Source organism: Mesorhizobium sp. M1A.F.Ca.ET.072.01.1.1, assembly GCF_004023325.1.
In the GTDB taxonomy this organism is placed as follows: domain Bacteria; phylum Pseudomonadota; class Alphaproteobacteria; order Rhizobiales; family Rhizobiaceae; genus Mesorhizobium.
In genome coordinates this window covers 1-24,475 of the sequence record NZ_RZSF01000005.1, presented here as the reverse complement: position 1 = coordinate 24,475, position 24,475 = coordinate 1, and the positions used below count along the sequence as shown (strand labels likewise).

Annotated in this window: 28 protein-coding genes and 1 pseudogene; 14 read left to right on the top strand and 15 right to left on the bottom strand. The window is 60.4% G+C overall.

Annotated features, from left to right (window positions below; all coding sequences use genetic code 11):
- Positions 1-13: 13 nt before the first annotated feature.
- Entirely contained in the window at positions 14-865 is an 852-nt protein-coding gene (locus EOA32_RS01555; protein WP_128370641.1) for an ATP-binding protein, read from the top strand.
- On the opposite strand, the gene EOA32_RS01550 is transcribed toward EOA32_RS01555, so the two are convergent.
- Positions 862-1,749: a LysR family transcriptional regulator gene (locus tag EOA32_RS01550; RefSeq protein WP_245499112.1), complete on the bottom strand. Its 888-nt coding sequence runs from the start codon at positions 1,747-1,749 to the stop codon at positions 862-864. The two genes, EOA32_RS01555 and EOA32_RS01550, sit on opposite strands and share 4 nt — an antisense overlap.
- 153 nt (positions 1,750-1,902) lie before the next feature.
- Here EOA32_RS01550 and EOA32_RS01545 point away from each other — a divergent pair, with 153 nt between their 5' ends.
- The 8 genes from EOA32_RS01545 (at position 1,903) to EOA32_RS01510 (ending at position 8,569) form a co-directional block, all read left to right on the top strand.
- Complete coding sequence (locus tag EOA32_RS01545; protein ID WP_189406809.1) at positions 1,903-2,667, top strand: gluconate 2-dehydrogenase subunit 3 family protein; 765 nt, start codon at positions 1,903-1,905, stop codon at positions 2,665-2,667.
- A gap of 27 nt (positions 2,668-2,694) precedes the next feature.
- Positions 2,695-4,464 (top strand): GMC family oxidoreductase, encoded by a 1,770-nt coding sequence (locus EOA32_RS01540; RefSeq protein WP_128370639.1) that lies wholly within the window; start codon positions 2,695-2,697, stop codon positions 4,462-4,464.
- A 118-nt stretch (positions 4,465-4,582) separates the two neighbouring features.
- Entirely contained in the window at positions 4,583-4,990 is a 408-nt protein-coding gene (locus tag EOA32_RS01535; RefSeq protein ID WP_128370638.1) for a cytochrome c family protein, read from the top strand.
- 39 nt (positions 4,991-5,029) lie between these two features.
- Complete coding sequence (locus EOA32_RS01530) at positions 5,030-5,239, top strand: hypothetical protein (RefSeq protein ID WP_128370637.1); 210 nt, start codon at positions 5,030-5,032, stop codon at positions 5,237-5,239.
- Positions 5,236-5,607, top strand: a complete 372-nt coding sequence (locus tag EOA32_RS01525) for a DUF488 domain-containing protein (RefSeq protein WP_128370636.1) — start codon at positions 5,236-5,238, stop codon at positions 5,605-5,607. The genes EOA32_RS01530 and EOA32_RS01525 overlap by 4 nt, the downstream gene beginning before the upstream one ends.
- A gap of 143 nt (positions 5,608-5,750) precedes the next feature.
- Positions 5,751-6,407, top strand: a complete 657-nt coding sequence (gene fsa, locus EOA32_RS01520) for a fructose-6-phosphate aldolase (RefSeq protein ID WP_128370635.1) — start codon at positions 5,751-5,753, stop codon at positions 6,405-6,407.
- Positions 6,408-6,676: 269 nt separating this feature from the next.
- Complete coding sequence (locus EOA32_RS01515) at positions 6,677-8,215, top strand: FAD-dependent oxidoreductase (RefSeq protein ID WP_245499111.1); 1,539 nt, start codon at positions 6,677-6,679, stop codon at positions 8,213-8,215.
- Positions 8,216-8,272: 57 nt separating this feature from the next.
- Complete coding sequence (locus EOA32_RS01510) at positions 8,273-8,569, top strand: hypothetical protein (RefSeq protein ID WP_128370633.1); 297 nt, start codon at positions 8,273-8,275, stop codon at positions 8,567-8,569.
- Between the two features lie 237 nt (positions 8,570-8,806).
- On the opposite strand, the gene EOA32_RS01505 is transcribed toward EOA32_RS01510, so the two are convergent.
- The 3 genes from EOA32_RS01505 to EOA32_RS01495 all read right to left on the bottom strand — a co-directional run bounded on the left by EOA32_RS01505 (position 8,807) and on the right by EOA32_RS01495 (position 11,831).
- On the bottom strand, positions 8,807-9,424 hold the full coding sequence (locus EOA32_RS01505) for a Tim44/TimA family putative adaptor protein (protein ID WP_128370632.1): 618 nt from the start codon (positions 9,422-9,424) through the stop codon (positions 8,807-8,809).
- Positions 9,425-9,469: 45 nt separating this feature from the next.
- Complete coding sequence (ctaD, locus tag EOA32_RS01500) at positions 9,470-11,065, bottom strand: cytochrome c oxidase subunit I (RefSeq protein WP_128370631.1); 1,596 nt, start codon at positions 11,063-11,065, stop codon at positions 9,470-9,472.
- 103 nt (positions 11,066-11,168) lie between these two features.
- Entirely contained in the window at positions 11,169-11,831 is a 663-nt protein-coding gene (locus EOA32_RS01495) for a 5-formyltetrahydrofolate cyclo-ligase (protein ID WP_128370630.1), read from the bottom strand.
- A 118-nt stretch (positions 11,832-11,949) separates the two neighbouring features.
- Here EOA32_RS01495 and EOA32_RS01490 point away from each other — a divergent pair, with 118 nt between their 5' ends.
- The gene (locus EOA32_RS01490; protein ID WP_128370629.1) at positions 11,950-12,789 is read left to right on the top strand and encodes a LysR family transcriptional regulator; all 840 of its coding nucleotides are present in this window, start codon (positions 11,950-11,952) and stop codon (positions 12,787-12,789) included.
- Between the two features lie 62 nt (positions 12,790-12,851).
- Complete coding sequence (locus EOA32_RS01485) at positions 12,852-13,397, top strand: DUF488 domain-containing protein (protein ID WP_128370628.1); 546 nt, start codon at positions 12,852-12,854, stop codon at positions 13,395-13,397.
- 8 nt (positions 13,398-13,405) lie between these two features.
- Here the strand turns inward: EOA32_RS01485 and EOA32_RS01480 are convergent, their stop codons facing one another.
- The 3 genes from EOA32_RS01480 to EOA32_RS01470 form a co-directional block, all read right to left on the bottom strand.
- Positions 13,406-13,969, bottom strand: a complete 564-nt coding sequence (locus EOA32_RS01480; protein WP_128370627.1) for a nucleoside-diphosphate kinase — start codon at positions 13,967-13,969, stop codon at positions 13,406-13,408.
- A 160-nt stretch (positions 13,970-14,129) separates the two neighbouring features.
- The gene (gene rnk / locus EOA32_RS01475; protein WP_128370626.1) at positions 14,130-14,594 is read right to left on the bottom strand and encodes a nucleoside diphosphate kinase regulator; all 465 of its coding nucleotides are present in this window, start codon (positions 14,592-14,594) and stop codon (positions 14,130-14,132) included.
- 617 nt (positions 14,595-15,211) lie between these two features.
- On the bottom strand, positions 15,212-15,511 hold the full coding sequence (locus EOA32_RS01470) for an XRE family transcriptional regulator (protein ID WP_189406807.1): 300 nt from the start codon (positions 15,509-15,511) through the stop codon (positions 15,212-15,214).
- A gap of 366 nt (positions 15,512-15,877) precedes the next feature.
- Here EOA32_RS01470 and EOA32_RS01465 point away from each other — a divergent pair, with 366 nt between their 5' ends.
- The gene (locus EOA32_RS01465) at positions 15,878-16,567 is read left to right on the top strand and encodes a CBS domain-containing protein (RefSeq protein WP_128370624.1); all 690 of its coding nucleotides are present in this window, start codon (positions 15,878-15,880) and stop codon (positions 16,565-16,567) included.
- A 394-nt stretch (positions 16,568-16,961) separates the two neighbouring features.
- Here EOA32_RS01465 and EOA32_RS01455 read toward each other — a convergent pair whose 3' ends face one another.
- The 5 genes and pseudogenes from EOA32_RS01455 to EOA32_RS01435 all read right to left on the bottom strand — a co-directional run bounded on the left by EOA32_RS01455 (position 16,962) and on the right by EOA32_RS01435 (position 20,906).
- Positions 16,962-18,155 carry an IS91 family transposase gene (locus EOA32_RS01455; protein WP_128370622.1) on the bottom strand — a complete coding sequence of 398 codons (1,194 nt, stop codon included), beginning with the start codon at positions 18,153-18,155 and terminating at the stop codon, positions 16,962-16,964.
- 2 nt (positions 18,156-18,157) lie between these two features.
- Positions 18,158-19,064 (bottom strand): annotated as a pseudogene (locus EOA32_RS01450) (tyrosine-type recombinase/integrase).
- Between the two features lie 163 nt (positions 19,065-19,227).
- The gene (locus EOA32_RS01445; protein WP_128370621.1) at positions 19,228-19,701 is read right to left on the bottom strand and encodes a hypothetical protein; all 474 of its coding nucleotides are present in this window, start codon (positions 19,699-19,701) and stop codon (positions 19,228-19,230) included.
- A gap of 94 nt (positions 19,702-19,795) precedes the next feature.
- Positions 19,796-20,218 (bottom strand): superinfection immunity protein, encoded by a 423-nt coding sequence (locus EOA32_RS01440; protein WP_128370620.1) that lies wholly within the window; start codon positions 20,216-20,218, stop codon positions 19,796-19,798.
- A 49-nt stretch (positions 20,219-20,267) separates the two neighbouring features.
- Positions 20,268-20,906, bottom strand: coding sequence for a DUF4339 domain-containing protein (locus EOA32_RS01435; protein WP_128370619.1), 639 nt, complete (start codon positions 20,904-20,906; stop codon positions 20,268-20,270).
- Between the two features lie 118 nt (positions 20,907-21,024).
- Here EOA32_RS01435 and EOA32_RS01430 point away from each other — a divergent pair, with 118 nt between their 5' ends.
- On the top strand, positions 21,025-21,255 hold the full coding sequence (locus tag EOA32_RS01430) for a helix-turn-helix transcriptional regulator (protein ID WP_128370618.1): 231 nt from the start codon (positions 21,025-21,027) through the stop codon (positions 21,253-21,255).
- Positions 21,256-21,353: 98 nt separating this feature from the next.
- Here EOA32_RS01430 and EOA32_RS01425 read toward each other — a convergent pair whose 3' ends face one another.
- Positions 21,354-21,611, bottom strand: coding sequence for a hypothetical protein (locus tag EOA32_RS01425; protein WP_128370617.1), 258 nt, complete (start codon positions 21,609-21,611; stop codon positions 21,354-21,356).
- Positions 21,612-21,973: 362 nt separating this feature from the next.
- Between EOA32_RS01425 and EOA32_RS01420 the strand changes: the two genes are divergently transcribed.
- Positions 21,974-22,420, top strand: coding sequence for a MucR family transcriptional regulator (locus tag EOA32_RS01420; RefSeq protein WP_128370616.1), 447 nt, complete (start codon positions 21,974-21,976; stop codon positions 22,418-22,420).
- A gap of 81 nt (positions 22,421-22,501) precedes the next feature.
- On the opposite strand, the gene EOA32_RS01415 is transcribed toward EOA32_RS01420, so the two are convergent.
- Positions 22,502-22,927 carry a hypothetical protein gene (locus EOA32_RS01415; RefSeq protein WP_128370615.1) on the bottom strand — a complete coding sequence of 142 codons (426 nt, stop codon included), beginning with the start codon at positions 22,925-22,927 and terminating at the stop codon, positions 22,502-22,504.
- A 36-nt stretch (positions 22,928-22,963) separates the two neighbouring features.
- Positions 22,964-24,421, bottom strand: a complete 1,458-nt coding sequence (locus EOA32_RS01410) for a hypothetical protein (protein ID WP_128370614.1) — start codon at positions 24,419-24,421, stop codon at positions 22,964-22,966.
- Positions 24,422-24,475: the final 54 nt, after the last annotated feature.

Below are 24,475 nucleotides of genomic sequence, written 5' to 3'. Positions count from 1 at the left end.
GGGGGCGGCTTTCATGACTGGCAAGGCGTATCCATTGAAGAATCGGTCACAGTCTCACGGGGAGCGAGACGGGCGCACTCAATCGTCGGACGTCGTCCTCGACACCCGGACGGCAAGCGAACGACGGGAGCATACGGCGTATCGGCTTGCCGCCTTAGGCGAAATGACGGGCGGCATCGCCCATGATTTCAGAAACCTGCTGACGGTCATCGAATCCGGCCTGAGGCTTGCCGAAGCAAGAGCCGACGAGCCCAACCGTGTGAGGGCCTGCATCACGATGGCGCGGGAAGGAATCAATCGCGGGATCGACTTGACCTCGCAGCTCCTCGCCTACGCAAAGCACCAGGAACTCGATGCTCATGCTGGCGACGTGAATGAATTCCTCCGGTCCTTCGAGCATTTCCTGAGGTACAGCGGTGGACCCGATGTGCACGTCAAGCTTGAACTCGGTGCCGAAATTCCCGACTGCCTGATCGATCCCGCATTGTTCGACACCGCAGTGCTTAATCTCGTCGTTAACGCGCGGGATGCCATGCCAAATGGCGGCGAGATCAGGGTCCTCACCGAGCGCTTGGTGCAGGAGACCGCGACACCCGACCCGCCGGGGCCGGGAACCTATGTCTGCGTTCGCGTCAAGGACCAAGGTTGCGGCATGACCGCCGAAGTCTTGCGAAACGCGTTCGATCCCTTCTTCACGACGAAGGGCAAGGAAGGCACCGGCATGGGGCTGTCGCAGGTGCGCGCATTGATGCGGATGATTGGCGGCCATGTCCGCATTGCAAGCGAACCGGGAATCGGGACGACAGTCGACCTGCTGTTCCCGTCAATCCAACCGGAAGTCAAAGCGTCGTCAAGAAATGACTAGAGTTTGACGTCGTCGCCTGCAACGGCATGCAATCCCGCCAGAGCAGGACCTACTACGCTCTCGTCCGCACTTGCGGATTGCACCGCGTAAACCGGATACGAGAATTGCGGCATTTCAGGCACAAGATGAAGCCGGCCGGCCACTATGTGAGGCTGCACAGCGCTCATCCTGAAATATCCGGACCCGCCCGTCGCAAGAACATAGCTCAGTGCGAGCGGTCCCAAATCGAAAGAAAGGTCCGGCGCAGCACTCGGGAAATTCATCCCGTGGTGGAGTCCAAAATCCGGCCCCCAATCCATATAAACATAATCGGATTCGTCCAGGACGCGCGCTTCGGAATTTGTAGTTACGAGGACGAGTTTTTCGTCCAGAAGCAGATCGATCTTCAAACCCGGTCTGTGGGGGGGCGCGTACATGATTGCCAAGTCGACCAGTCCCGACGCGACCTGGTTGATCAAATCCTGCGGCACGTCGACGTGTACTCTAAGCGCAATATCCTGAAGCGAGCGGCGCATCCATCGGACCCAATCGAGCAGAAGAGGTTGCGCAAGGCTGACTTCGCTGCCGACCGTCAGAACAGCTCGGCGGCCCGGCGGCACGGCAACCTGATGAAGGGTGCGCTGCCATAGCTGGACGAACATCGGGGCGTGACGCAGGAACTGTTCGCCAGCAGGGGTGAGCGAAGCTCCGCCCTTGTGCCGGACGAAGAGAGTGCGGCCGAGCTGTTGCTCAAGGTTGCGGATACGCGCGCTCACCGTCGTTTGGGCCACGTTCAGGCGTTCGGCGGCCCGAATGAAACTCCCAGTCGAAACGATCTCGATAAAGGTACGGGCGAGTTCAATGTCCATATCGCGGATAGCATAAAAATTGCGCTTAAATGTCAATGAATTTCGTTTGCCACATAACGAGCGCGAACATTAGGCTTCAGGAAATCCACCGAGGCTTAGCGCTGGATGCTGCGCAGCGCCGGGTTGGTGCGGGCGCGAGCCCTCTCCAACCTCACCCACCGTTTTGCCTGCAGCGTCACAGGAGAAATCATGTCGACGAAAGAGAAGAGCGACCAAGGCGGCGTAGGACGGCGTGACTTTCTGAAGCTGTTCGGCGCGGCCGGGGCGGCAGCGAGCACTTTGCCGTTAGGCGGATCGGCGTCGGCGGACGAAATCGTGGCTGCGGCCTCCGATACGAAACATCATCACGTGGCCGCGACCACCGAACCTCATGTCGGAGGAGCCGGCTATGAGTTCTTCAACGTGAACGAATCCGCCTTTGTCGAGGCGGCGGTCGACACCCTCATTCCGAGCGATTCAACCGGTCCCGGCGCAAAGGAGCTCGGCATCGCGACCTACATCGACCGGCAGATGGCCGGCGGGTACGGCAAGGGCGATCGGCTGTATCTGGAAGGGCCGTTCGGCGAAGGTACGCCGGAGCAAGGCTATCAACTGCCGATGTCTCCGTCGGAGTTGATGCGGGCCGGCATCGCGGACGTCAGCGCCTATGTGCAGAAGGAGCGCAAGAGCACCTTCGACGGCTTGTCGGCAAAAGACCGTGCCGAAGTGATGGCCGACCTCGACAGCAAGAAGGTCGAGCTTCCGACAGTGCCGACGGCGACCTTCTTCGGGCTCCTGCTGCAGCTCACGATCGAGGGTTATTTCGCGGACCCGATGTATGGCGGGAACAAGGGCGCGGCTGCTTGGAAGATGATCGGCTTTCCCGGCGCGGACGCCATGTACGCGGACAAGATCGAGCCGTTCCGGAACAAACCCTACAAGGCTGAGCCGAAGGGCATCCAAGACCTCATTTGACCGGCGGAAGAAGAAGGAGACTTTGACATGGCCACCAAACTGAACGCTGTCGATGTCCTGATTGTCGGCCTTGGATGGACAGGCGGCATCATCGCTAAGGAGCTTGCGTCCACCAAGCTGAAGATCGTCGCCCTTGAGCGGGGAGGCCCGCGCGACACCAATCCGGACTTCATCGACCCGGAAATCCATGACGAATTGCGCTACGCCGCCCGTCACGACCTCATGCAGAATGTGCGGCGGGAAACCATCACATTCCGCAATAGTGAATCGCAAACGGCACTGCCGATGCGTCAACTCGGCTCCTTCTTGCCGGGGCAGGGTGTCGGCGGTGCCGGCGTGCACTGGAACGGCGTGACCTGGCGCTGGCTCGAATGGGATCATCAGGCGCGCACCCGGACCGTCGACAAGTACGGCGAGAAGATCATTCCCTCGGACATGCACCTGCAGGACTGGCCGATCACCTATGACGATCTCGAATCCTATTACGACAAGTTCGAAAAGACCTGCGGCACCTCCGGCAAGGCCGGCAATCTCAACGGCAAGAAAATCGACGGCGGCAATATCTTCGAGGGCTCGCGTAAGGAAGATTATCCCAACCCGCCAATGATCGCCGCGCAGAGCATGGTGATGTTCGAGAAGGCGGCCCGCAACCTCGGCTACCATCCTTTCCCAAACCCCTCGTCCAACGCCTCTCGCGATTACGTCAATCCCGATGGCGTGGCGTTCGGCCAATGCCACTACTGCGGCTACTGCGAGCGTTTCGGCTGCGAGGCGAATGCAAAAGCCAGCCCGCATTTCACCGTCATTCCGCTGGCGCTGAAGAATCCGAATTTCGAACTGCGCACAAATTCGATCGTGCTGAAGGTCAATCTCGATTCGACCCGCAAGAAGGCCGTCAGCGTCAGCTATCTGGACGCTCGTGGGCGAGAATTCGAACAACCTGCCGACCTCATCATCCTGTCGGCCTACGCGCTCGGCAACGTTAACCTGCTGCTGCAGTCGGGGATCGGCGTTCCTTATGATCCCGCCACGGGGAAAGGCGTGGTCGGCCGAAACTATGCCTACCAATGCGGCGGCGGGGCTACCGCCTTCTTCGACAAGAAGACCATCCTGAACCGCTTCATGGGCGCCGGCGCGCTCGGCACCTGCATGGATGATTTCAACGGTGACAACTACGATTTCGTGAAGGCCGGTTACATCGGCGGTGGCGGTATCAGTTGCAGCAACTCTGGCGCCCGGCCTATCCAGTCACATCCGACACCCCACGGCACGCCGCGCTGGGGCTCGGACTGGAAGAAAGCAGTGGTCGACAACTATGACCATGCGGCCAACGTTGGCAATCAAGGCGCGGTGATGGCCTACAGGCAGAACTATCTCAGCCTCGATCCAACCTATAAGGACATCTTCGGACGTCCGCTGATGAGGATGACGTTCGATTTCCAGGGCAACGAAGTAAAGCAGATGAACGGCCAGGCCGACATCTGCGTGAAGATCGCCAAGGAGATGGGTGCGATCAGGGTCGATCGGAGCATTGCGCCGGTGCCCTATTCCATAGTTCCCTATCAGAGCACCCACAATACCGGCGGGGCCGTTTTCGGCGCCGACCCCACCACCAGCGTCCTGAACAGACATCTTCAGGTCTGGGATGTCCCGAACGTATTCGTCACCGGCGCCTGTGTATTTCCGCAGAACGCCGGGAAGAATCCGACCGGACCGGTGGGCGCTCTTGCCTATTGGGCGGCGGACGCGATCAAGAACCAATATCTGAAGAACCCCGGCCCATTGGTTCCCTCCTGAGGCAAGTCTGCCGGGTCCGGATCCACGCTTCGGATCCGGCAGGCTGTGAGTTTCGAATACCGACATAACAGGGTGGCTTGGCGACAACCAAGCCGCCCCTCATTGAAAGCACGCGAAGATGAAATCGACCATTCTTGGATTGACGACCGCGGTTCTCACCGCAGTCGGCTCTGCGCAGGCGCAGGACAAATCTCCTGGCAATGCTGACGCCGGCGCCTCGGTCTTCAAGAGGTGCATGGCCTGCCATGCGGTCGGCCCCGACGCTAAGAACGGGGTAGGGCCTGTATTGAATGGCGTCGTTGGCCGTGCGGCAGGCACTTACCCGGGTTACAACTATTCCGCGGCGAACAAGAATTCGGGCCTGACCTGGGATGAACCGACGCTGACCACATATCTGCACGCGCCGCGCAAACTGGTGCCAGGCACGAAGATGACATTCGCCGGTCTCAGCAAGGATCAGGAGATCGCCGATGTGATCGCCTATCTAAGACAGTTCAACGCTCAAGGGCAGAAGGCCTCCCCCTGAGCCAGGGACGATCTGTCCCGGCTTGCAAAGCACAACCTTATGAAATTCCTCCTGCATCAGGGCCTGGAGTATTCGACGGTTCATCAGATCGGTGACTACCTGCGCAGCCACGGAACCGGCCATCACTGGATCGAGCGGTATCGGGGCAGCATCTTCGTCAGCGTATCCGATCAAGCCGACGAGATGATCCTTCGACAGAAGTTCTCCGGGCTTCTGGATGCCGTCAACGAAAAGGAGACGGACGGATGAGCGGAAAAGTCATCGACGAGAGGATAAAACTGAAGCGGGCATATGAGAGCCCAGCTGCCGACGATGGCACACGGGTGCTGGTTGACCGGCTTTGGCCGCGCGGGGTCAAGAAGACCGACGCCGGCATCGACTGCTGGATGAAAGAACTCGCGCCAAGCGCCGAGCTTCGGAAATGGTTCGGACACGATCCCGCCCGCTGGGAGGAATTCCGTCGGAGATATGCGGCGGAAATCCGTGAGCATCGCGATGAACTCGACCGGCTGCGCGACCTGATGCGGGCGGGCCCTGTCACACTCGTTTACTCGGCTCATGACGAGGCCCACAACGATGCCATCGTCCTTAGAGAGGTTTTGCTGAGACATCGATAGAAACGCCGCATCGCGCTGCCACTGCTATCAAAGACATTGGGCGCGCAATCACGACAGCGAGACCAAAATCACCTTTCTGGAACCAAACTAAAGAAGACCTCATCAAAGCATCGATGGGCACGTTCGCGTTGAGGAGAAAAACAATGAAATTCTTTGTCGATACCGCCGACATTTCTGAAATTCGCGATCTTTCCGCCTCCGGCATTGTCGATGGGGTGACCACAAATCCGTCGCTGATCGCAAAGACCGGGCGGCCGATCAGAGAAGTGATCAAGGAAATCTGCCAGACGATCGAGGGCCCGGTTTCAGCGGAAGTCACGGCGACGCACTTCGACGGCATGATTGCCGAAGGAGAAAGTTTCGCCCAGATTGCCGCCAATGTGGCCGTCAAGGTGCCGTCGACCTGGGATGGTTTCAGGGCGTGCCGCGCGCTCGGCCAGCTCGGACACAAGGTCAATGTGACACTGTGCTTTTCGGCCAACCAGGCACTGCTCGCGGCCAAGGCTGGCGCGACCTTCATTTCGCCGTTCGTCGGCAGGCTCGACGATCTCGGCCTAGACGGCATGGAGGTGATCCGGGAAATCCGCGCGATCTACGACAACGACAAATCCTTGAGGACGGAAATCCTCGCGTCCTCAATTCGCACCCCTCTTCATGTCAAACAGGCAGCGATCGCAGGCGCCGATATCGCCACCGTGCCACCAAACGTGCTCAGAAACCTCGCCAAGCACCCACTGACCGACAGGGGGCTCGAATCCTTTCTCGCCGACTGGGGCAAGACGGGGCAAACGATCCTATAGCTGTCAGCGTTGGGATCGCTGGGCCAACATAAAAGTTGCACGCAATTGCCGATTAAATTCGTTTGCGTGCCACCGGAAATGGCAGGAAACTTACGCCTGAGCGTTGCTCAATCTCGCGACAGTGACCAGGCGAGGCGCCTGGCGCGAGCGGTGCGACGTGGGCAAATCCAGCCAGGCACGATGCGATCCGAGGCTGCGCAGGTGGAAGATTTGCCGCTTCTCGGCCGTGTACGAGCGATTACGACATCGGATCGCCAATGGAGAAAAACGTGGCTGAAGGCGCTACCAAGCTAGCCGGACCGGATCTGGTCCAAGGCATCGCGTTGTCCGATCTTCCCGATGGCGGAAAACTTGTCGGCCATAGCAGCGGAGAACAGGTGTTACTCGTGCGCCGAGGGACCGAAGTCTTCGCTACCTCTGCGACATGCACGCATTACGGCGGGCCGCTGGCGGAAGGTCTCCTGGTGGCGGACACCGTCCGGTGTCCGTGGCATCACGCGTGCTTCGATCTGCGAACTGGCGAAGCGCTGCGCGCTCCCGCCTTCAATCCATTAGCCTGCTGGGCCGTCGAGCAGCGGGATGGCCGGATATTCGTCGGCGAGAAACTGAAACGGGCGGCTCGGAAACCGCGCTCCAGAAGCTCCGGCCAGGTGCCTGACAAAATCGTAATCATAGGCGGCGGCGCGGCGGGGTTCGCAGCGGCCGAAATGTTGCGGCGGGAACAGTTCCAGGGCAGCATCGTCATGGTCAGCGACGATCGCGCGCCGCCAGTCGACCGGCCGAACCTCTCCAAGGACTACCTCGCCGGAAAAGCCCCGGAGGACTGGATCCCGCTCCGCGGGGAGAAGTTCTATGCGAAGAACAACATCGACCTGCGGCTCAACACGAAAGCCGACCGCATCGACCTTCGTTCCCGGGAGGTTGTCCTCGCAGACGGAAGCAGGATTCCCTACGACAGGCTGCTGCTTGCGACCGGCGCGGAACCTGTCCGCCTAACCGTCCCAGGGGCCGACCGACCGCACGTCCATACGTTGCGCTCGTTCGCGGACAGCAAGGCGATCATCGCGCGCGCCGCCGCCGCGCGCCGCGTGGTCGTGCTTGGCGCCAGCTTCATCGGGCTCGAGGTTGCCGCGGCTCTTCGTGCGCGCGACATCGACGTCCATGTCGTGGCACCGGAGAAGCGGCCCATGGAACGTGTCCTGGGCCCGCAGATGGGCGACTTCATTCGCGCCCTGCATGAAGAGCATGGCGTCGTATTCCATCTGGAGGAAACCGCAACTAGCATCGACGGCGGGAAGGCGCACCTCAGCGGCGGCAGTACCTTGGCGGCCGATTTCGTGGTCGTCGGCATTGGCGTGCGGCCGCGCATCGGGCTCGCCGAAGCGGCAGGGCTGGCCGTTGACCGCGGCGTCGCCGTCGACGCCTTTCTGGAGACGAGCGAGCCGGGGATCTTCGCGGCCGGCGACATAGCGCGATGGCCCGATCCCCACAGCGGCGAGAACATCCGGGTCGAGCACTGGGTGGTTGCCGAGAGGCAGGGGCAGACCGCCGTGCTCAACATGCTCGGCCATCGCGAGAAGTTCGTCGCCGTCCCGTTCTTCTGGAGCCAGCATTACGACGTTCCGATCAACTATGTCGGACATGCCGAGAGATGGGACGAGATCGTCGTCGAGGGCGACGTCGCCGCCAGGGACTGCCTGCTGCGGTTCAGGAGCAAAGGACGCACGCTGGCTGCCGCCTCGATTTTCCGGGACATCGAAAGCCTCGAAGCCGAGGTCGCGATGGAGCGGCAAATGGCTCGCGGGTAACTGGGAGCACAACCAGGATGAACGGGTGTTTCATCGTGACCGAAAGGAGTTCGACCTATGTCCACACTGCAGCAGGAACTTAACGCAGTCGCCGGTTTGCCCACAACAGCGCCCGCTCAGCACTGTTCAAAGATCGTCGAGTTTGCCGAGGAAATTGCCAAGGAAGAGTCCGACGAGATGCCGACCTCGGTTGAAATCTTCGCGGATGGCGGCCGTTGGTACTGCCGGGTGCGTCGCGGCAATGAAAAGACCCGGCCGATGGGTCCCTATACCAAACAACAGGCCCAGCGGATTCAGGAAGTCCGGAGAGCGTTGATCGCCAAAAGAGGTACCGCCCGGATCATGTTCGAGTAGGGTGGTGCCTTTACGATCACTGCCAGTCGGAGCCCTTCCCTGATCGTTCTTCATAAGATTTTGGAGCGTTGCCGGGGAGGCCTCCGGCGGTGCCGAGGTCACGTGTCAAGGCAGGATGCCTGCTGACGTTTGGAGGTACTTCGCGCCGAGCTATAGGGGCCATGCTGGCGAGGCGGCGGTCTTATATGGCCGCGGCTCTGGCCGAGCAGATCCGATTGAAGCCGCCCGATGATAGCGCTATTCGCCTTCCGTGGCGATCAGCTTCCAATTCCGCTTCGTTGACCGAGTTTCACAGGCGAACGTCCAATAGTCGATCACCTCGACGATCTGCAGGGGATCGCCGGCGACGACCGCATCATCGGCGGAGCGTGTGACGCTGACCACGTCGGAATCGTACCGGACAACGATCTCAGCGACGCCGTCCTCCTCGAGCGCGTCGACGACCTTCGCTTCACGCGTGCCAATGAAGGTGAGTTGCAACGTCTCCTCCCGGTTCCGACGTTCGGCGATCTCCCGCTCAAACGCATCAAGCACTTCAGCCTCGACGAGGCGTTTCAACGTCGGGATGTCGCCGTCCGCATAGGCCCGCAAGATAGCTTCATAGGCGCTCTTGGCGCCGGATAGGAATGCTGGGAGGTCGAAGTCCGGGTCGATCTCTCGAAGCGCATTCAGGGGCGTGTCCACAGAGGGCGCAGGTTCCATACTGCCGTTCGGCCGCGTCGACGCATCGTCCCGCTTGGCCCTCTCCTCGATCCAACGCGACAGAAGCGGGCTCCAACTGCCCAGCATTGCCCACCAAAACGCGAAGATCGCAACGAGCAGAATCTGGCTGGTCGGGTCTGTGGTCTCGTTCATGACATTCACCAGACAGCTTGTCGAAGCATCCAGTGGTCCGGTTGCTCAACGGATGCGGGGTAGCTGTTCCCATTGATGGAAGGGCGGCGGCGAGGGCAGCTGCCATTCAAGCGTGGTCGCCCCTTCGCCCCACGGGTTGGCGCTGGCCACGCGCTTGCGGCTGAAAGCTTCCGCGACCGCGACGAAGAAGATGATCAGCCCCGCGGTCGAGATGTAGGATCCGATCGACGCCACGAAATTCCACCCGGCGAAAGCGTCGGGGTAGTCGGCGTAGCGTCGCGGCATGCCCGCCATGCCGAGGAAATGCTGCGGGAAGAAGACAAGGTTGACGCCGATGAACATCGTCCAGAAATGCAGTTTTCCCAAGGCTTCGCTGTACATGTAGCCTGTCATCTTCGGCAACCAGTAGTAGAAGCCCGCGAAGATGGCGAAGACCGCGCCCAAAGACAGCACATAGTGGAAATGGGCGATCACGAAATAAGTGTCGTGCAACGAGCGATCGATGCCGGGGCTGGCGACCATGATCCCGGTGACGCCGCCTATGGTGAAGAGCAGGACGAAGCCGGTCGCCCACAGCATCGGCGTCTTGAACTCGATCGACCCGCCCCACATCGTGGCCAGCCACGAAAACACTTTCACGCCTGTCGGGACGGCGATCACCATCGACGCGAAGGCGAAGTAGCGTTGGGCGTCGAGGGAGATGCCGGTCGTATACATATGATGCGCCCAGACGACGAAGCCGATCATGCCGATCGCCACCATCGCATAGGCCATGCCGATGTAGCCGAAGATCGGCTTCTTGGCGAAGGTCGAGATGACGTGGCTTATGATGCCGAAACCGGGCAGGATCATGATGTAGACCTCGGGATGGCCGAAGAACCAGAACAGGTGCTGGAAGAGGATCGGGTCGCCGCCGCCGTCGGGGACGAAGAAGGTCGTGCCGAAGTTGCGATCCGTGAGCAGCATCGTGATCGCGCCGGCAAGCACCGGCAGCGACATCAAAAGCATGAAAGCGGTGACCAGCATCGACCAGGCGAACAGAGGCATCTTGTGCATCGTCATTCCCGGCGCGCGCATGTTGAAGATGGTCGTGATGAAATTGATCGCGCCCAGGATCGACGACGCTCCCGCAAGGTGGATCGACAGGATGACGAGGTCGACCGCCGGGCCCGGTTGGCCGGAGGTCGAAAGCGGCGGGTAGAGCGTCCAGCCGCCGCCGTGGCCGAGAGTGCCTGGCGCTCCCGGCACGAACATCGAGCTGACGAAGAGGATAAACGCGGCCACGAGCAGCCAGAAGGAGATGTTGTTCATGCGCGGAAACGCCATGTCGGGCGCGCCGATCATGATCGGCACCATCCAATTGCCGAAGCCGCCGATCAAGGCCGGCATCAGGACGAAGAAGATCATGACAAGGCCGTGGGCGCTGACGACGACGTTGTACACACTCGGATCGCCGAATATCTGCAAACCTGGCTCCTGGAGTTCCATCCTGATCAGCACCGAAAGCGCGGTGCCGAGTATCCCCGCCATGATCGAGAACAGCAGATAGAGCGTCCCGATATCCTTGTGGTTGGTCGAGTACAGCCATCTGGCGAAGAACCGGGGCTTATGGTCGTCGAAGGATGCCGCTGGATTCGACATGGTGCTCAACCTGCCTTTCATTCAGGCATGCAGGATGGTTGCCGCGATGGACGACGTTCAGCCGCCGTCGCGATCGGAAACCAGGCGCTGTCTGCTTCGTGTTTCAGTCGTCCGTGACGATCACGTCCATCGGAATGTCGTGCGGCTGCGGATGGATCGTTCGGAGCCTGCTTCCGGCATAACCCACTCCGATGGCCAGCGGCCGCCTGTGCATCGCCGCGAGCGTTCTGTCGAAGAAGCCGCCGCCATATCCCAGGCGATAATTCGCTCCGTCGAAGCCGACCACCGGCGCTATCACGACGTCCGGCACGACCGAGGGGCCGCGTGAGGGAACCAGGATGTTCCAAACGCCACGCTCAAGCGGATCGCCCGGCCTCCAGACGCGGAATTCCAGTGGCCAGCCCTTCCTCATGACGACCGGAAGCGCGATCCTGCCGCCGCGCTCGATGACCGTGATCGCCCAGTTGCGCAGGTCGGGTTCGCCGCGGAACGGCCAATAGCCGCTGACGATGCGGCCACTGACTTTGCCGACGGCGACGTCAAGGCGCGAAGCGATGCGGTTTGACCTGGCGCTCCTCTCCTCAGCGTCGATGGCGGGGCGCTCCTCGATCAGCCTCTGCCGTTCCGCCTTGCGCCAGCGCAGGACGCAGCTCCAGGAATCTCCCGGCTCAGCTTGTCCGCCATATTCGGATGAAAGCTCGTGCGCGTAGCAGGGCGGAGATGCGTATTCGTGGATTTCAAGGTCGGGGTCTTTCTCTTCTGCCATCGTCAGCTCCACATTCGTGCGCCCGCACGTTTGCTGCAGCGTGCTCCGCACGAAATAGGAAGGCAAACGGAATTAAATGTTGTATGAGTGCAAAATTATTGCATTCACGGAAGGTACGATGGACATCGATCGCGCCCGCACGTTCCTTGAAATCGTCCATTCGGGCAGTTTTCTGAAGGCTGCGGATCGCCTTCACGTCACGCAGACCACTGTGAGCGCACGTATACGCACGCTGGAGGAGGAGCTCGGACGTCAGCTCTTCATCCGAAACCGCAACGGCGCGCAATTGACGCCGTCCGGGCGCGAGTTCGAGCGGTACGCCCAATCTTTCGTTCAAATCTGGGAGCGTGCCCGACATCAGCTCGCCATCCCGTCGGGGCGGACAAGCGTCGTTGCCTTGGGCGGCGAACTCAGCCTGTGGAATCCGCTGCTGCTCGACTGGCTGGTGTGGATGAAGAAGGCTAAGCCCCAGATCGCGATCCATGCTCAGGTCGGCGTGCCCGACCAGCTTCTCGAACAGCTCCGGACCGGGGTCCTGGATATCGCGGTGCTCTATGCGCCGAAGCTCTTGCCAGGATTCAAGGTGGAGTTGCTAGTCGAAGAGCAACTTGTTCTCGTGAGGACCAAGAGCGAAGATCCGGCCGGTGCGAAAGACTATGTCTATGTGGATTGGGGACCGCTGTTCGCGGCGCAGCACGATGCAAGTTCGACCGCGTTCGGAGAGCCTGGATTGCTGGTTGGCCTGGGGCCGTTGGGCCTCAGCTATATTCTGCGCGCTGGCGGCATGGGCTATTTCCGCCGGGGCGCCGCAGCTCCTCATATCGAGGCGGGGCAGCTGGAGGTCGTGGAAGGCGCGCCGGAATTCACCTATCCGGCCTATGCAGTCTATCCGGAAGCAAGCGAGGCGCGAGCCGACGTGCAGGAGGCGCTACGCGGCCTGAACCAAGTTGTGAAATGATCATTCCTCCCAGGAGCGAAGCCACGTGGCTGGAAGGATGGACCGCCACGCATTGACCGAACATGCCTTATCCATTTTACACCATCGGTCACTCGAGCAGGTCGATTGCCGAATTTGTTGCCCTGCTGCGAGTTGGAGAAGTCGCCCTGGTGGTCGACATAAGGACCGTCAGACGATCGCGGGCGAACCCGCAATTCAACAGCGAGGTGCTTCCGGAAAGTCTGGCAGCATTCGGCATCGGATATGAGTGCATCCCCGAGCTTGGCGGCCTGCGCGGCAAGGCACACGACGTTGCGCCGACGCTCAACGCATTCTGGATCAACCAGAGCTTCCACAACTACGCCGACTACGCTTTGTCCGCGGAGTTTGCCAGCGGCTTGAACAGGCTTGTTTCCCTCGGCAGGCAGCGGCGGTGTGCCGTCATGTGCTCGGAAACGCTCTGGTGGCGCTGTCACAGGAGAATCGTGGCTGACTATCTGATCAGCCACGGCGAAACCGTTTTTCATCTGATGGGCCAAGACAAGGTCGAGTCGGCGAAACTCACCGGCGGCGTGAGGGCGAGGGTCGACGGAACGCTTGTCTACCCGCCTTCACGGCCTTCGGGATAGTCGAGTTCTCAAGCGGCCGACGGATCCGGGTCGTCGAAACCGGTGTCGAAGGCCGCCGCAACCTTGTTCTGAGCTTCGTCGTGCGGTTCATCGGAACGATGGACGACGCGCAGACCCGGTCCGCTCAGCCGGTGCGAGCCCGGCGCAGCAACTCCCGCCAACTTCAGCCTCTCGCGCCTTGCGGCTTCTGGTTGATAAACCACTTCATGCACGGTCAGCGTTTCAAGGCTGCCGTCCGCTGTCGGAATGGACATGGACTGACCCTCGGCCAGACCGAGCAACGCCAGGCCGCGCGGATTGGTTATAGGCAAAAGCATGCCGACCAGACCGCGCATCTGGTCATGGGCGACGATGCGGGCTTCGGCAGGGCCGTCGTTCACCCGATAAGGCACGCGGCTGCTGAGCGTCACGACGTTTGCCGGGATGTCTTCCCGAAACATTACAACTGCGCTCGAAATCTTCCGTTGAAGAATAGTCGAGAAGGTTTCGTCGCGGATTGGATGGCGCTCCCGTATCACCTCAAGAATCGTGTAGTCCTTGGTGGTCAGTTGGCAGCTATCGGTAGTGGGCATGAAATGTCTCCAGCCGGGCCAATGAAAGGCGATCCGGCAATAAGCAATTGATCGGGTGATGTGGAAAGATACCCCTGCGCCGGACCAGGCCGGCCCAGGGGTCAGACTCCCGCGATCAGACTGCCTGCGTGATTGAGGAGACGGACGGAGACGCCCATGTCTATAGGCTCGCCGCGATCGCCGGAGACGCAGGTGCGAGGCGGTCGGCGCCATCGTCTTCCGGGGCGGGATGATTCACACCAAGCACCAACAGTTCGTGCCTGCGCCCGTCTCGGGCGGTCCACATGATCGACTGTCCAGCCGAGAGGCCGATCAGGGCCGTGCCGATCGGCGTCAGGATTGAAACCTTGCCCTCAGAGATGTCCGCATCGCCAGGATAAACCAGTGTGACCGTTTTCCGATCGCCAGTGTCGGGCTTGAACGTCACAGTCGAGCCCATCCGGACAGTGCCGGCTGAGACCCAGCCATCGGCGACGACGCGCGCACGCTCGAGTTCGGTAAGCAGTTCATCGGACGCATCTGGGTTTCGTGCGGCCAGAGTGCTCGCGAGGGCCGACAAACGTGCATGATCCGACTGCGAAATGCGGATATTGGGCTTACGCTGGGTTTTCGTGTTTTGTTGCATTTGCATTCTCATAATTTCTAGCGGCCCGGCCGCCATCAAGGTGGCGGTAACTGGCCAATTCGGAGAGATTTTTTTGCTCGAAGCGGCGATACCGGGGCGGTGCAGGCCCTGCGGATCATCCCTATGTCGATGGAAGTCATGCCCCTCGGCTCGGGGCACATGGCGGCCGAGCCGGGGGTTAAAACCCCGCGATGGGGCAAACCCGGAAAAGAAAATCGCAAAGCATTTTAGCAGCGGCGTTCATAAGGGCATAATTGGGGAAGCAATCTCGGAAGTCAAGGCAACCATCTCAACGGTGCCATTCTTGAGCTATTCGAGGCGAGTGCCGAGCAAGGTGTTTATCACCAGTTCTCTTCCATTCCTGTTTATGCCGGTTCCGTGCGGTCTCTCTTCCGCCAGCCCGAGGAAGACGAGGCGTTCGGCCATTGCTTTCGATAGAGCCGGGCAAGGTCCGCGATTCATGCGCTTAAGCGCTGTCTGCTCCTCCTCGGTGAGATCACCCCACATAACCTTCACGACCCTCTCCTTGCTTGCACCTGATCAGCCAACGCTGGATCCTGAAATTGTCCATCGAGGGGACTGGGATAGCGAATTGATCGATCCTCAGAGGCCTGAGCCTATGGAACGGCATCCGTTCCGACGATACCGCCCTCATTCTCCAGAACCCCGATCCGCCTGACCTCCGAGCGGTTGAGCTTGAGGCGAACGCCGATACCGCCGCCGTTCTCGGCAATGAAAACAGCGCCGGCCTTTTCAAGCGTGGTTTGCAGTGTGTCGCAGATGTCCCGGTCGGGGAGGGTGATCCGACGCTCGAATTCTTCGATGACCAGCGCATCCACACCAGAATTGCTGGCGAGCTTTTCGCGGGTCCATTCGACCAGCGCGCGAGCGGCGCGGCACTGGGCACCAGTGATCATCATAAGATCCCCTTCAGACGCTTTCGGGAGTGACATCGCCGTCTGCCGAAAACCAGTACGACCCGTCAAAAATGGATATCGCGTCCGAAAAAGGGAAGGGCCGATGCCGCTCGCTCGTATCGAAATTACGATGCAAAAAAATTGTCATAAAGCCGCAATAAATTTCGTTTGTGCTGCACAAACGAAAGGGCGAAGCTTTCGCAACGGCTTGGCGGCCGGCGCCGATGGTTCAAATCGGCGAAAGCACGAAATCTTGCGAAATGCGCGACGAGGCGCGCAGACCATGGATGGGTCCAAAAGCGATAGCCACAGGTGCTTTCGTGGCCTGGCGTTCGGCCGCCCGACAGAGCACGGGCGCTGATCGCAATGGATGTCATGACGTCACCGGTCGTCGCGGTCGGGCCGGACAGCGCATTGGACGAAGTGTGCGACCTCCTTGTCACGCGCGAGTTGAGCGCGGTTGCCGTGATCGACCGGGGCGTGCTGCTCGGGAGCGTAAGCGAGGAAGACCTGATCCATAGGGCCGAAATCGGGACAGCCGCTCCTCGCCGACCTTGGTGGGTTCGGCTCTTTGGCAGCAATACGGCGCTCGCAGCGGACTATTTAAAGTCGCACTCCCTCCATGTGACTGACCTCATGACCAGGCAGGTGGTCACTGTTTCGTTGAGCACCCCGATCGACGAAATAGCAGCGCTGCTTGAAATCTATCGCACCCGGCTGGTCTTTGTCGTCAAGGGCGAACGCGTCGTGGGGATCGTCGCCGGGGCGGACCTGGTGCGTGCGCTGTTTTCCGTCAGGAAGAGCCTGCCTCGCCCGGTCTCCTTCCATGACGTTGCCAGTATCAGGCAGGAAATTGTTGTTGCCCTGCGGTCCGAAGCATGGCCCTCAATCGGAGAGGCCGACGTGATCGTGACCAACGGGGTGGTCGCCTTCTGGGGCGGTTACCTGTCGGAACAGGAACGAAAGGCATCGCTCGTTCTGGCCGAGAACACCGCCGGCGTTCGGTCGGTCGATGACCACCGCGTTCCGCTCGATATCGCCTACGCGATGGTTTGAAGGCGGGACGGGCATCGAACAGTGGGCATGATGCCTCTGCCAAAGTGAAATGTCCGCTCTTGAAGATCTGCATTGCGAAGCTGCCGATCCGCTTTCGTGAAGAGTTTCGGGCGCCGGCAGGCGTACGAAAGTCCCCGAGGAAGTAACCCGCGGGCCACAGGCGATGGCTATGGGGATTTCGGATTTCGGCAGATGTCGGCGATGGCGCGACCGCCATCGGGAAGCTCTGGGGTGAATGCGGACAGACCGCTTCGTTGGGCCTCCCCGCGGTATTGTCGGGACGGTGGGCGGCTCGGCGCGGCTCTGTCGGCGTTGATAATCACCATAGACGTGCGTCGAGCCGTTGCCGGAGGCTGAGTGCCTGCAGCTGAAGGCTGAACCATTCCATGCCGGGTCATGGCGTGCTGCTCCCGGTCGACGGGGAACCGTGTGGCGGCCCGCGCGGCTGCCTCCATCGTTCGAACACCTCGACCACGATCATGCGGCCACCACAGCAGGGGCATGGCGGGCGGAAGTTGTCCGGCTCGTCCGTGGTGTCGTCATCGGACGGTGCGGCGACATTCAGGAGTTCACGAGCAAGTGCGAGGCTGGCCTTGCGAGCAGAGCCGGCAAGCAGGCCGCAATGCCGGATGCGGTGGAATCCCTTTGGCAAGACGTGGAGCAGGAAGCGGCGGATGAACTCGTCGGTCGCGAGCGTCATGAGCTGCTGCCGGTCGGCGCTGTCGCGACGATAGTCCTTGTAGCGGAAGGTGACGCCGCTTTCGTCGAGGCGGATGAGGCGGCGGTTCGAGATCGCGACCCGGTGCGTGTAGCGCGACAGATAGGCGAGCACCGCCTCCGGGCCGGCGAAGGGTGCCTTGGCGTAGACCACCCAGCGCTTCCTGCTGACGGGAGCGAGGTGGTGCAGGAATGCCCGCCGGTCAGTGAGGTGCGCCATCGATCCGAAGAAGCTGAGCCGGCCGGCGTCGTGCAGCGCGACCAACCGGTGGAGGAACAGGCGGCGGAACAGCTTGCCGAGCACGCGCACCGGCAGCAGGAATGCCGGGCGCGACGAGATCCATCGGCTTTCGTCTAGCGCGATACCGCCGCCCGGCACGATCATGTGCACGTGCGGATGGTGCGTCATCGCCGATCCCCAGGTGTGGAGCACGGCGGTGATGCCGATGCTGGCGCCAAGATGCTTGGGATCGGCGGCGATGGTCAGCATCGTCTCCGATGCCGCCTTGAACAGCAGGTCGTAGACCATCGCCTTGTTGTGGAAGGCGACGTCGGCGACTTCGGCCGGCAGCGTGAACACGACATGGAAGTAGCCGACCGGCAGCAGGTCGGCTTCCCGCTCGGCGAGCCATGTACGTGCAGCCGCGCCCTGGCACTTGGAGCAGTGCCGGTTGCGGCAGGAGTTGTAGGCGATGCGCCACTGGCCGCAGTCCTCGCAGGCCTCGACGTGCCCGCCAAGGGCCGCGGTGCGGCAGTGCTCGATCGCCGACATGACCTTGAGCTGCTGCAGTGTCAGATGCCCTGCATGGGCGGCCCGGTAGGCGGGCCCGGCAGTGCGGAAGATGTCGGCGACCTCAATCGAGGCGCGCACGCTCAGCCGTCGGGTGAGATCTCTTCCGGCTTGAAGAGGCCAAGCTTGTCGAGCGGGCTCGTGACGGTGCGCACCGCGCGGGTTGCAACCTTGGTGTAGAAGGCGGTGCTATTTAGCTTGGCGTGCCCGAGCAGGACCTGGATGATCCGGATATCGGTGCCGTCCTCCAGCAGGTGGGTGGCGAAGCTGTGACGCAGCGTGTGCGGCCCGACCCGCTTGGCGATGTCGGCGGCCTGTGCCGCCTCGACGACCACGCGATAGAGTTGGCGGGTGCTGATGGGCTTCATCGCATGCTGCCCCGGGAACAGCCAGCCGTCGCGATGCATCACGCCCTGCTGGCGTCCGACCTTCCACCACTGACGCAACAACAAGAGCAGGTCTTGTGACAGCATGGCGTTGCGATACCGCCCGCCCTTGCCGCGCTCCACCCGCATCAGCATGCGATCGCTGTCGATGTCGGCGACCTTCAGCGCCGAGACCTCGGCGACGCGCAAGCCCGCGCCATAGGCAACCGACAGCGCGGCCTGGTGCTTGAGGCAGGTGGTGGCGTTGAGGAGACGGGCAACCTCGTCGCGGCTGAGCACCACCGGCAGCTTGCGCGGGTGCGCCAGACGAACGAGCTTGCGCGCCAGATCGGGACGATCGACCGTATGCGTGAAGAAGAAGCGCAGCGCCGACACGATGCTGTTCATCGTCGGCACTGGAAACGTCATCCTGCTGCTCAATCTGGAACCGGCGCAGGTCGTCGGTTGTCGCTGTATCCGGCGACCGGCCGAGGACCGTCGCCAGGCGTCCGATGTCGCGGAGATAGTTGCGCTGCGTCTCCTGGCTGAAACGTCGCATGTTCATGTCGTCGATCAGCCGCTGGCGCAACGGGCTGATCGAAGCTTCGAGAACAGGATAGGGCATGGTCAGGCTCCTTGTTGAAGAAGCCCGTGATGCTCTGCCGCTGCCGAACCACCCTCAATGCGAGCGCGACGTTCGGCTCGTGATCTCTACCTCACCCCACGCGCCCATCCCGCGCAGCGGGTTCGTTCAGCGGCCCATTTCAGACTGCTGTCAGGCCAAGATGCTATTGATCATGCTCCGGATAAAAGCCGTTTTTGCCCCACGGCATAAGCACGGCGAGATCTCCGCCAGCCTGGTATGGGTCAGTGAGCATCACGCAGGTATCGAAATCCTGTCTTAGACCGAGTTTGTGCATAGCGCGGCGAATAGAGCGCTGCAGCGCAGTGAACTCGGGTGGATCGGACCGCTTTGCTCTGGCGATGTAATCGCGCGCCGGACCGCTCAGCTCCCAATACCATTTCTTGCAGAATTCCAGGCTGTAGAATGCCGCGGCGGCAGCAATCTGCCGGCCCTCCTTGGTGTCGGGCTTTATCTTGATCTTGCCGGTTCCATTGTTATCGAAGGGAATGTCCACTTGCCAGCCGACATAGGGCAAAGACATGACGCTGATGTTGGGTGCTGCTTGGAGGTGTGCGGTGGTGGCGCCAAGCACGAAGATGGTGGCGGGCCCTAAGGTGACGCAGATAGCCCTTAGCATTGAAGTCCTCCAAGGAGCACTGACCAGACGAACTGTTGTGATCGGAAACGGTGCGGGTTGAGATCGGTTTTTGATAAGCCTTTGGAGCTCGGCATTATCCCGCCTTGACGACCCCATCGCGCATACGTTCGAATTGCTCAGCGTCAATGGCGCCGTCGTCGCGCAGCTTTTTCAGGCGTTCCAGCCGATTGAGCATGTCCTCGCTGGGCAATCGCGAGGCCTGCGGTGACGGCGGAGCGACGTTTTCAAAACGCACCCGTGCGACGTCATTGGCGGTCAGGTTGAGGCCGGATTCGCCGCCGTTGGTTCCTCTTGGGTCAGCAGTGATGTGGATGGCCTTGCACGCCCAGATCAAGCAGCCGAACCAAACGATGCCCGTGGCCCCGAGAAAGGTGTTGAGCAGGAAGATCACCCATCGGTTCGGGTGGCGCCGCAGGAAGGCAATGATGGTCGGAATGAGGAAGATGATCGTTGCGACCAGCAGAAGCGTCAGCAATTCGGATTGCGTATCGTTCATATCAACCTTGTGATGCCGGATGCGTTTTTAGGCGAGGTTGATTGGGTGTTCACCCGTCAATGACGTAAGCGAGCTCTCCCGCGAACCCAATCACCACGCAGCCGAGCCAGAGCCACAGGTAGCGCCAGCCGCCGCCGACGATTGCGGCCCTTCGCCAAAAATAGCCGACCGGCGAGAGCAGCACGAAGGGCGTAATCCATCGGTTGCCTGGATTGAGCCCTTTGCGATTGAGCTGCCTGACGTCCAGGACGCACACCACGATGACGGCCAGCGTCCACCAGAGCTGAGAGGCGTTGTTGAAGTCGCCAGCACTTGGATCCACTTTGGCTGCCTTGGCGGTGACATCGACAAGCAGCATGGCCAGCGGTGAGAAGGCAATCACCTCAGCACAGTACGAGCTGATACCCGGCGCCTCCGCTTTTTTGCGCGCAGCAGAAGGTTGAGGCACTGCCGCCGTGGGCGCCGGGCTTGGCTGCGCGCCGGGTAACGGAGGCGGCAAAATCGGCGGGGCTACAGAAATACTGTCCTTGAATTTCGTCTGGCTGGCTGGCGTCCACTCCGAGCCGAGGGCAGCCGACCATACCCGCGCTTCCAGGGGCAGAAAGCGATTGGCAAACATCGTCGCCAGGTCCGCCTCCTTGATCGGCCCGCGCTGCGTACCGTTCTCTTCATAATACCAGTCAGTCATGCTTCCCCCGAGGTGGTTTCAAAATGGGATGGAATTTGCCGCAGAGATGCGGCGTAGGTGAGAAATGTAGAGTATACTCTGTGGCGAGTATACGCCGCAAGCGGCTGTGGTACGTCCTATGGACATACGGCATCGTTTTGCGCGCAATCTTCGAGCGGCACGGGAGGCAAAGGACATTTCCCAGGAGCACCTTGCCCATGAGGCTAAGCTGCATCGGACCTATATCAGCTTGCTCGAGCGTGGTCGGTACTACGCAAGCCTGAAGGCGATCGAGAAGATCGCCAAGGTGCTGGAGATAGACCCAGCCGATTTGCTCCGCAAAGACGAAAATTCTTCCGGCAGCGAGTGAGAAACGCTGACCCCTTTGGTCGCCCTCGCGGATGCAGCCGGTACCAGTACTGCTTATCGGCGTTTTTGCTGTGCGGTAGTGTCGTTGATCGCGGTCGTTCATTGCGCCAGTGCCTCATTAGAGGAGGCGGTCACAGCCTGTCGCCACGTTGAAAAAATCTTTTCCAGAGCCTCTGCGCTCAGATGGGCAAGCGGGGCAAGGGCTATGGGCTCGACTTGATCGGCTGTAGTGCTAAGTGACTGGAGTATCCCCACCACGCCTTCCAGCATTCTGAGTTCCGGTTCTATATCGAACAAGTGTTGGTGAATGGCGTCGGTCGTGCTTTTGTCAGATATCTTGCCGTGTCTCTTCGCCATAGCTGGTCTCGTCTTGCTGATAGACCAATGCTTGCTTCCGGAGGGAAGTCCAGTCGATTTTCGAGCAGATATCCAAAAGAGAACGCCGCTTCAGATGGGTCAATGATTTATCTGCCCTATCCTGGACACAGATTAGAGGCTGCATTTTCTTGGAAGACGCTGAATTTACGCGTGAAAGCGGTCCAATAGGCCGGTTTCATAGAGGTGCGGAGCTATCAGGCCGCCATATGAGTACTTATTTCATCGTGTCAGCCTGCAGTCCGCATTGACGGCGGCTTCTGGGCCTTCTATTGCCTGCTGATATCGATTTCTGCTGGACAATCGCGAAGATCAAAATTCCCAAAGTTTGAAGGAGCCGGACGTTGACTGATGAGAATCAAAACAACTTGATTGAGCTGACTGCTGACATCGTTGCCGCTTATGTGCAAAACAACGCCCTGCCGGTTGCAGGATTGCCGGATCTTATCGCCAGTGTGAATTCGGCTTTGGCTCAGGTGAACAACACGGCGCCGGCGCACGAGGAACCGCAGAAGCCGGCGGTTAATCCGAAGCGCTCCGTGTTTCCGGACTACATCATTAGCCTCGAGGACGGCAAAAAATACAAATCCCTGAAGCGTCATCTGCGCACGTCTCACGATCTGTCGCCGGAGGAATATCGTGACAAATGGAGCTTGCCCAAGGACTATCCGATGGTTGCTCCCAACTACTCGGCAGCACGTTCTGCGCTGGCAAAATCGTCGGGCCTTGGGAGGAAGACGGCGCCGGCGCCGGTGAAGAAGGCGGCGGCGAAGCGGAAGGCCAAGGCATAGCGATTAGCTCGACGGGCTGGTTTGACCAGCGGTCGCTCGAGGCGCCTCGAGCGGCCGTTGTTTTTGGCAGGCCAGGCTCGCTTAGCGCAGCCTTCCCTCCCGTTCGGCTTTGTCCAGCCGGTATTCTCGCAGATCGACGGTCTGGCTGTCATCGATATCGAGAACCTCTACGGTTCCGAGGAGCATTTCGGGGGAGCGTTGGTAGACGATGGTGGAGCGGATCCAGACCACTTCGAAGTACCGTCCCATAGGGCAGATCCGGAACGTAGCAACGAAGGGCTCCTTGGTCGGCTTCCAGTCTGGAAAAAGCGGTCCCCATGTCCTCTCGTTGGGAAGGTCAGGCCTTCGGGTCATATCCTTCAGGTCGTCGATAAGAAGGTCTCGGTCCTCGCGCCTGAAGCCGAAGATGTCCCTGGTAACGCCGTCGATCGAGTGTTTGAAGGTGGTGAGATCAAGGCTCCAATGGCCAACCATTGGGGGTTTGCGCGTAATCGTATCGATATCCATTGGTTTCTCCTAAAGCTGAAAGGGGTGGTTTGTCGGTCAATTGCGAACCATTCGCTTGATGGAGTGATAGCGATCGCGCTGGTGCGGAGGCCTGCCAATGCCAAGGGCAACGAGTTCGTGACCGGGTGCTGGCGTGGTCTCGGCGATCCATTTGAGGTATTGCGTCAGGGCATCGATCTGGTCGTCGTTCGACCCATGCGGGAACGAAAACGCCTCGTCGAGGAAGGCTTCGAGCCCCGGCATCGCCTGCCACAGGTGGACCTGCTGGCTGTTGACCTGGTTCATGACGGCCAAGAGCCGCTCCAGCTTGGAGGCGGTTGGGCTCATGGCAATCACATTGGCTCCGAGACCCTGCAGCTCGGCCATGAGGGCAGGGCCAAGGGAAGCGGATTCGACCAAATGGTGGGTCGGCCTGTAGAGGTCGTTCAGCGTCTTGGCCGTGCTCGCCAGCTCGGCATAATCCACGCGTTTGCGCAGGATATGTCGGAGGTAGTTGACGTTCTGGTGCCGAACAAACACCAAGGCCACCGAATAGGATGACTTGGGGTTGGTCGAGGAGGCCACGTCCCAGGAGATGATGGTTTGCCCACCTTGGGGCACACTCGACACCAAGGGGAAGTCGCCTGGCTTCAGCAAACCCCCATCAATGGCGACCGGGCGGTTTTGATACTGGGTCGCAAAGACGTGGGCGGGTGTCTCGCGCTTGAGGTTTGCCACTATCTCAGGCGTATAGATCGTCGGCTGGAGCACCTCGCCCTTTTTGCGGATAAAGACGAAGTTGCCGACTTCATGACGTTCATCCTCCTGGGCTTCGAAAGCAAGGACGAGTGGATCAAATCCCTCCCTGAGCAATTTGCCCGATAGGTCGTCTGGGTGAGTCCGGTGGGTAATGAGTAGGCGTGCCCCCGTTTGCGGATTGTTGCGGCGCGTCTTGAGCGTCGTCTCGTAGAACAATTCCACTGCGTCTCTTGACACGATCGAGAAGGCTTCTTGTGCAGCGATGGGGTCATCCATGACGAGAAGATCCGCGCCGTGGCCGGTCAACCGACTGCCAAAGCTGCCGGCAATGAGGCCGCCGCCCAAAGTCGTTTCGAAATCCATTGCAGCCTGCTTGTCATCCCTCAGGCGAAACTCCGGAAAGATGGTTTGGAAGAATGGACTGCGAACCAGGCTCAGGATCTTGAGCGCTATGGTATTGGAAAGGGACAACGAGTGGGTGACGAGCATCACCCGCTTCGTCGCGTTCCGCCCGAGATACCAGGCGATTGCGCATATGACGCAAAGGGTTTTGAGGTGCCGAGGTGGCATGTTGACCACGCCTTGCCATGCTCGGCCGAGAAGCATTCGGGCGCCGATCCAAAGCAGCAACAAGTCAATGTATTCAAAGTGCTGGTAATCTCCTGGCAGAAGAATACGCAGCGCACGCACACCGAAAACGGCGAGGTCGTTGCGGGATGCTATTCTGAGCGCTTCCCGAGTTTCGTCATTGCTCATGACCGTTCTCCTTCTCCGTCGCATCCGATGCGGGAGTGTGGGATGGTTCAGCAT

What these genes read in the sequence shown, in the direction of transcription:
- EOA32_RS01555 (WP_128370641.1), top strand. Translation starts at nt 14, where the DNA reads ATGACTGGCAAGGCGTATCCATTGAAGAATCGGTCACAGTCTCACGGG.
- EOA32_RS01545 (WP_189406809.1), top strand. Translation starts at nt 1,903, where the DNA reads ATGTCGACGAAAGAGAAGAGCGACCAAGGCGGCGTAGGACGGCGTGAC.
- EOA32_RS01540 (WP_128370639.1), top strand. Translation starts at nt 2,695, where the DNA reads ATGGCCACCAAACTGAACGCTGTCGATGTCCTGATTGTCGGCCTTGGA.
- EOA32_RS01535 (WP_128370638.1), top strand. Translation starts at nt 4,583, where the DNA reads ATGAAATCGACCATTCTTGGATTGACGACCGCGGTTCTCACCGCAGTC.
- EOA32_RS01530 (WP_128370637.1), top strand. Translation starts at nt 5,030, where the DNA reads ATGAAATTCCTCCTGCATCAGGGCCTGGAGTATTCGACGGTTCATCAG.
- EOA32_RS01525 (WP_128370636.1), top strand. Translation starts at nt 5,236, where the DNA reads ATGAGCGGAAAAGTCATCGACGAGAGGATAAAACTGAAGCGGGCATAT.
- fsa (WP_128370635.1), top strand. Translation starts at nt 5,751, where the DNA reads ATGAAATTCTTTGTCGATACCGCCGACATTTCTGAAATTCGCGATCTT.
- EOA32_RS01510 (WP_128370633.1), top strand. Translation starts at nt 8,273, where the DNA reads ATGTCCACACTGCAGCAGGAACTTAACGCAGTCGCCGGTTTGCCCACA.
- EOA32_RS01505 (WP_128370632.1), bottom strand. Translation starts at nt 9,424, where the DNA reads ATGAACGAGACCACAGACCCGACCAGCCAGATTCTGCTCGTTGCGATC.
- ctaD (WP_128370631.1), bottom strand. Translation starts at nt 11,065, where the DNA reads ATGTCGAATCCAGCGGCATCCTTCGACGACCATAAGCCCCGGTTCTTC.
- EOA32_RS01495 (WP_128370630.1), bottom strand. Translation starts at nt 11,831, where the DNA reads ATGGCAGAAGAGAAAGACCCCGACCTTGAAATCCACGAATACGCATCT.
- EOA32_RS01490 (WP_128370629.1), top strand. Translation starts at nt 11,950, where the DNA reads ATGGACATCGATCGCGCCCGCACGTTCCTTGAAATCGTCCATTCGGGC.
- EOA32_RS01485 (WP_128370628.1), top strand. Translation starts at nt 12,852, where the DNA reads ATGCCTTATCCATTTTACACCATCGGTCACTCGAGCAGGTCGATTGCC.
- EOA32_RS01480 (WP_128370627.1), bottom strand. Translation starts at nt 13,969, where the DNA reads ATGCCCACTACCGATAGCTGCCAACTGACCACCAAGGACTACACGATT.
- rnk (WP_128370626.1), bottom strand. Translation starts at nt 14,594, where the DNA reads ATGCAACAAAACACGAAAACCCAGCGTAAGCCCAATATCCGCATTTCG.
- EOA32_RS01470 (WP_189406807.1), bottom strand. Translation starts at nt 15,511, where the DNA reads ATGATCACTGGTGCCCAGTGCCGCGCCGCTCGCGCGCTGGTCGAATGG.
- EOA32_RS01465 (WP_128370624.1), top strand. Translation starts at nt 15,878, where the DNA reads ATGGATGTCATGACGTCACCGGTCGTCGCGGTCGGGCCGGACAGCGCA.
- EOA32_RS01445 (WP_128370621.1), bottom strand. Translation starts at nt 19,701, where the DNA reads ATGCTAAGGGCTATCTGCGTCACCTTAGGGCCCGCCACCATCTTCGTG.
- EOA32_RS01440 (WP_128370620.1), bottom strand. Translation starts at nt 20,218, where the DNA reads ATGAACGATACGCAATCCGAATTGCTGACGCTTCTGCTGGTCGCAACG.
- EOA32_RS01435 (WP_128370619.1), bottom strand. Translation starts at nt 20,906, where the DNA reads ATGACTGACTGGTATTATGAAGAGAACGGTACGCAGCGCGGGCCGATC.
- EOA32_RS01430 (WP_128370618.1), top strand. Translation starts at nt 21,025, where the DNA reads ATGGACATACGGCATCGTTTTGCGCGCAATCTTCGAGCGGCACGGGAG.
- EOA32_RS01425 (WP_128370617.1), bottom strand. Translation starts at nt 21,611, where the DNA reads ATGGCGAAGAGACACGGCAAGATATCTGACAAAAGCACGACCGACGCC.
- EOA32_RS01415 (WP_128370615.1), bottom strand. Translation starts at nt 22,927, where the DNA reads ATGGATATCGATACGATTACGCGCAAACCCCCAATGGTTGGCCATTGG.
- EOA32_RS01410 (WP_128370614.1), bottom strand. Translation starts at nt 24,421, where the DNA reads ATGAGCAATGACGAAACTCGGGAAGCGCTCAGAATAGCATCCCGCAAC.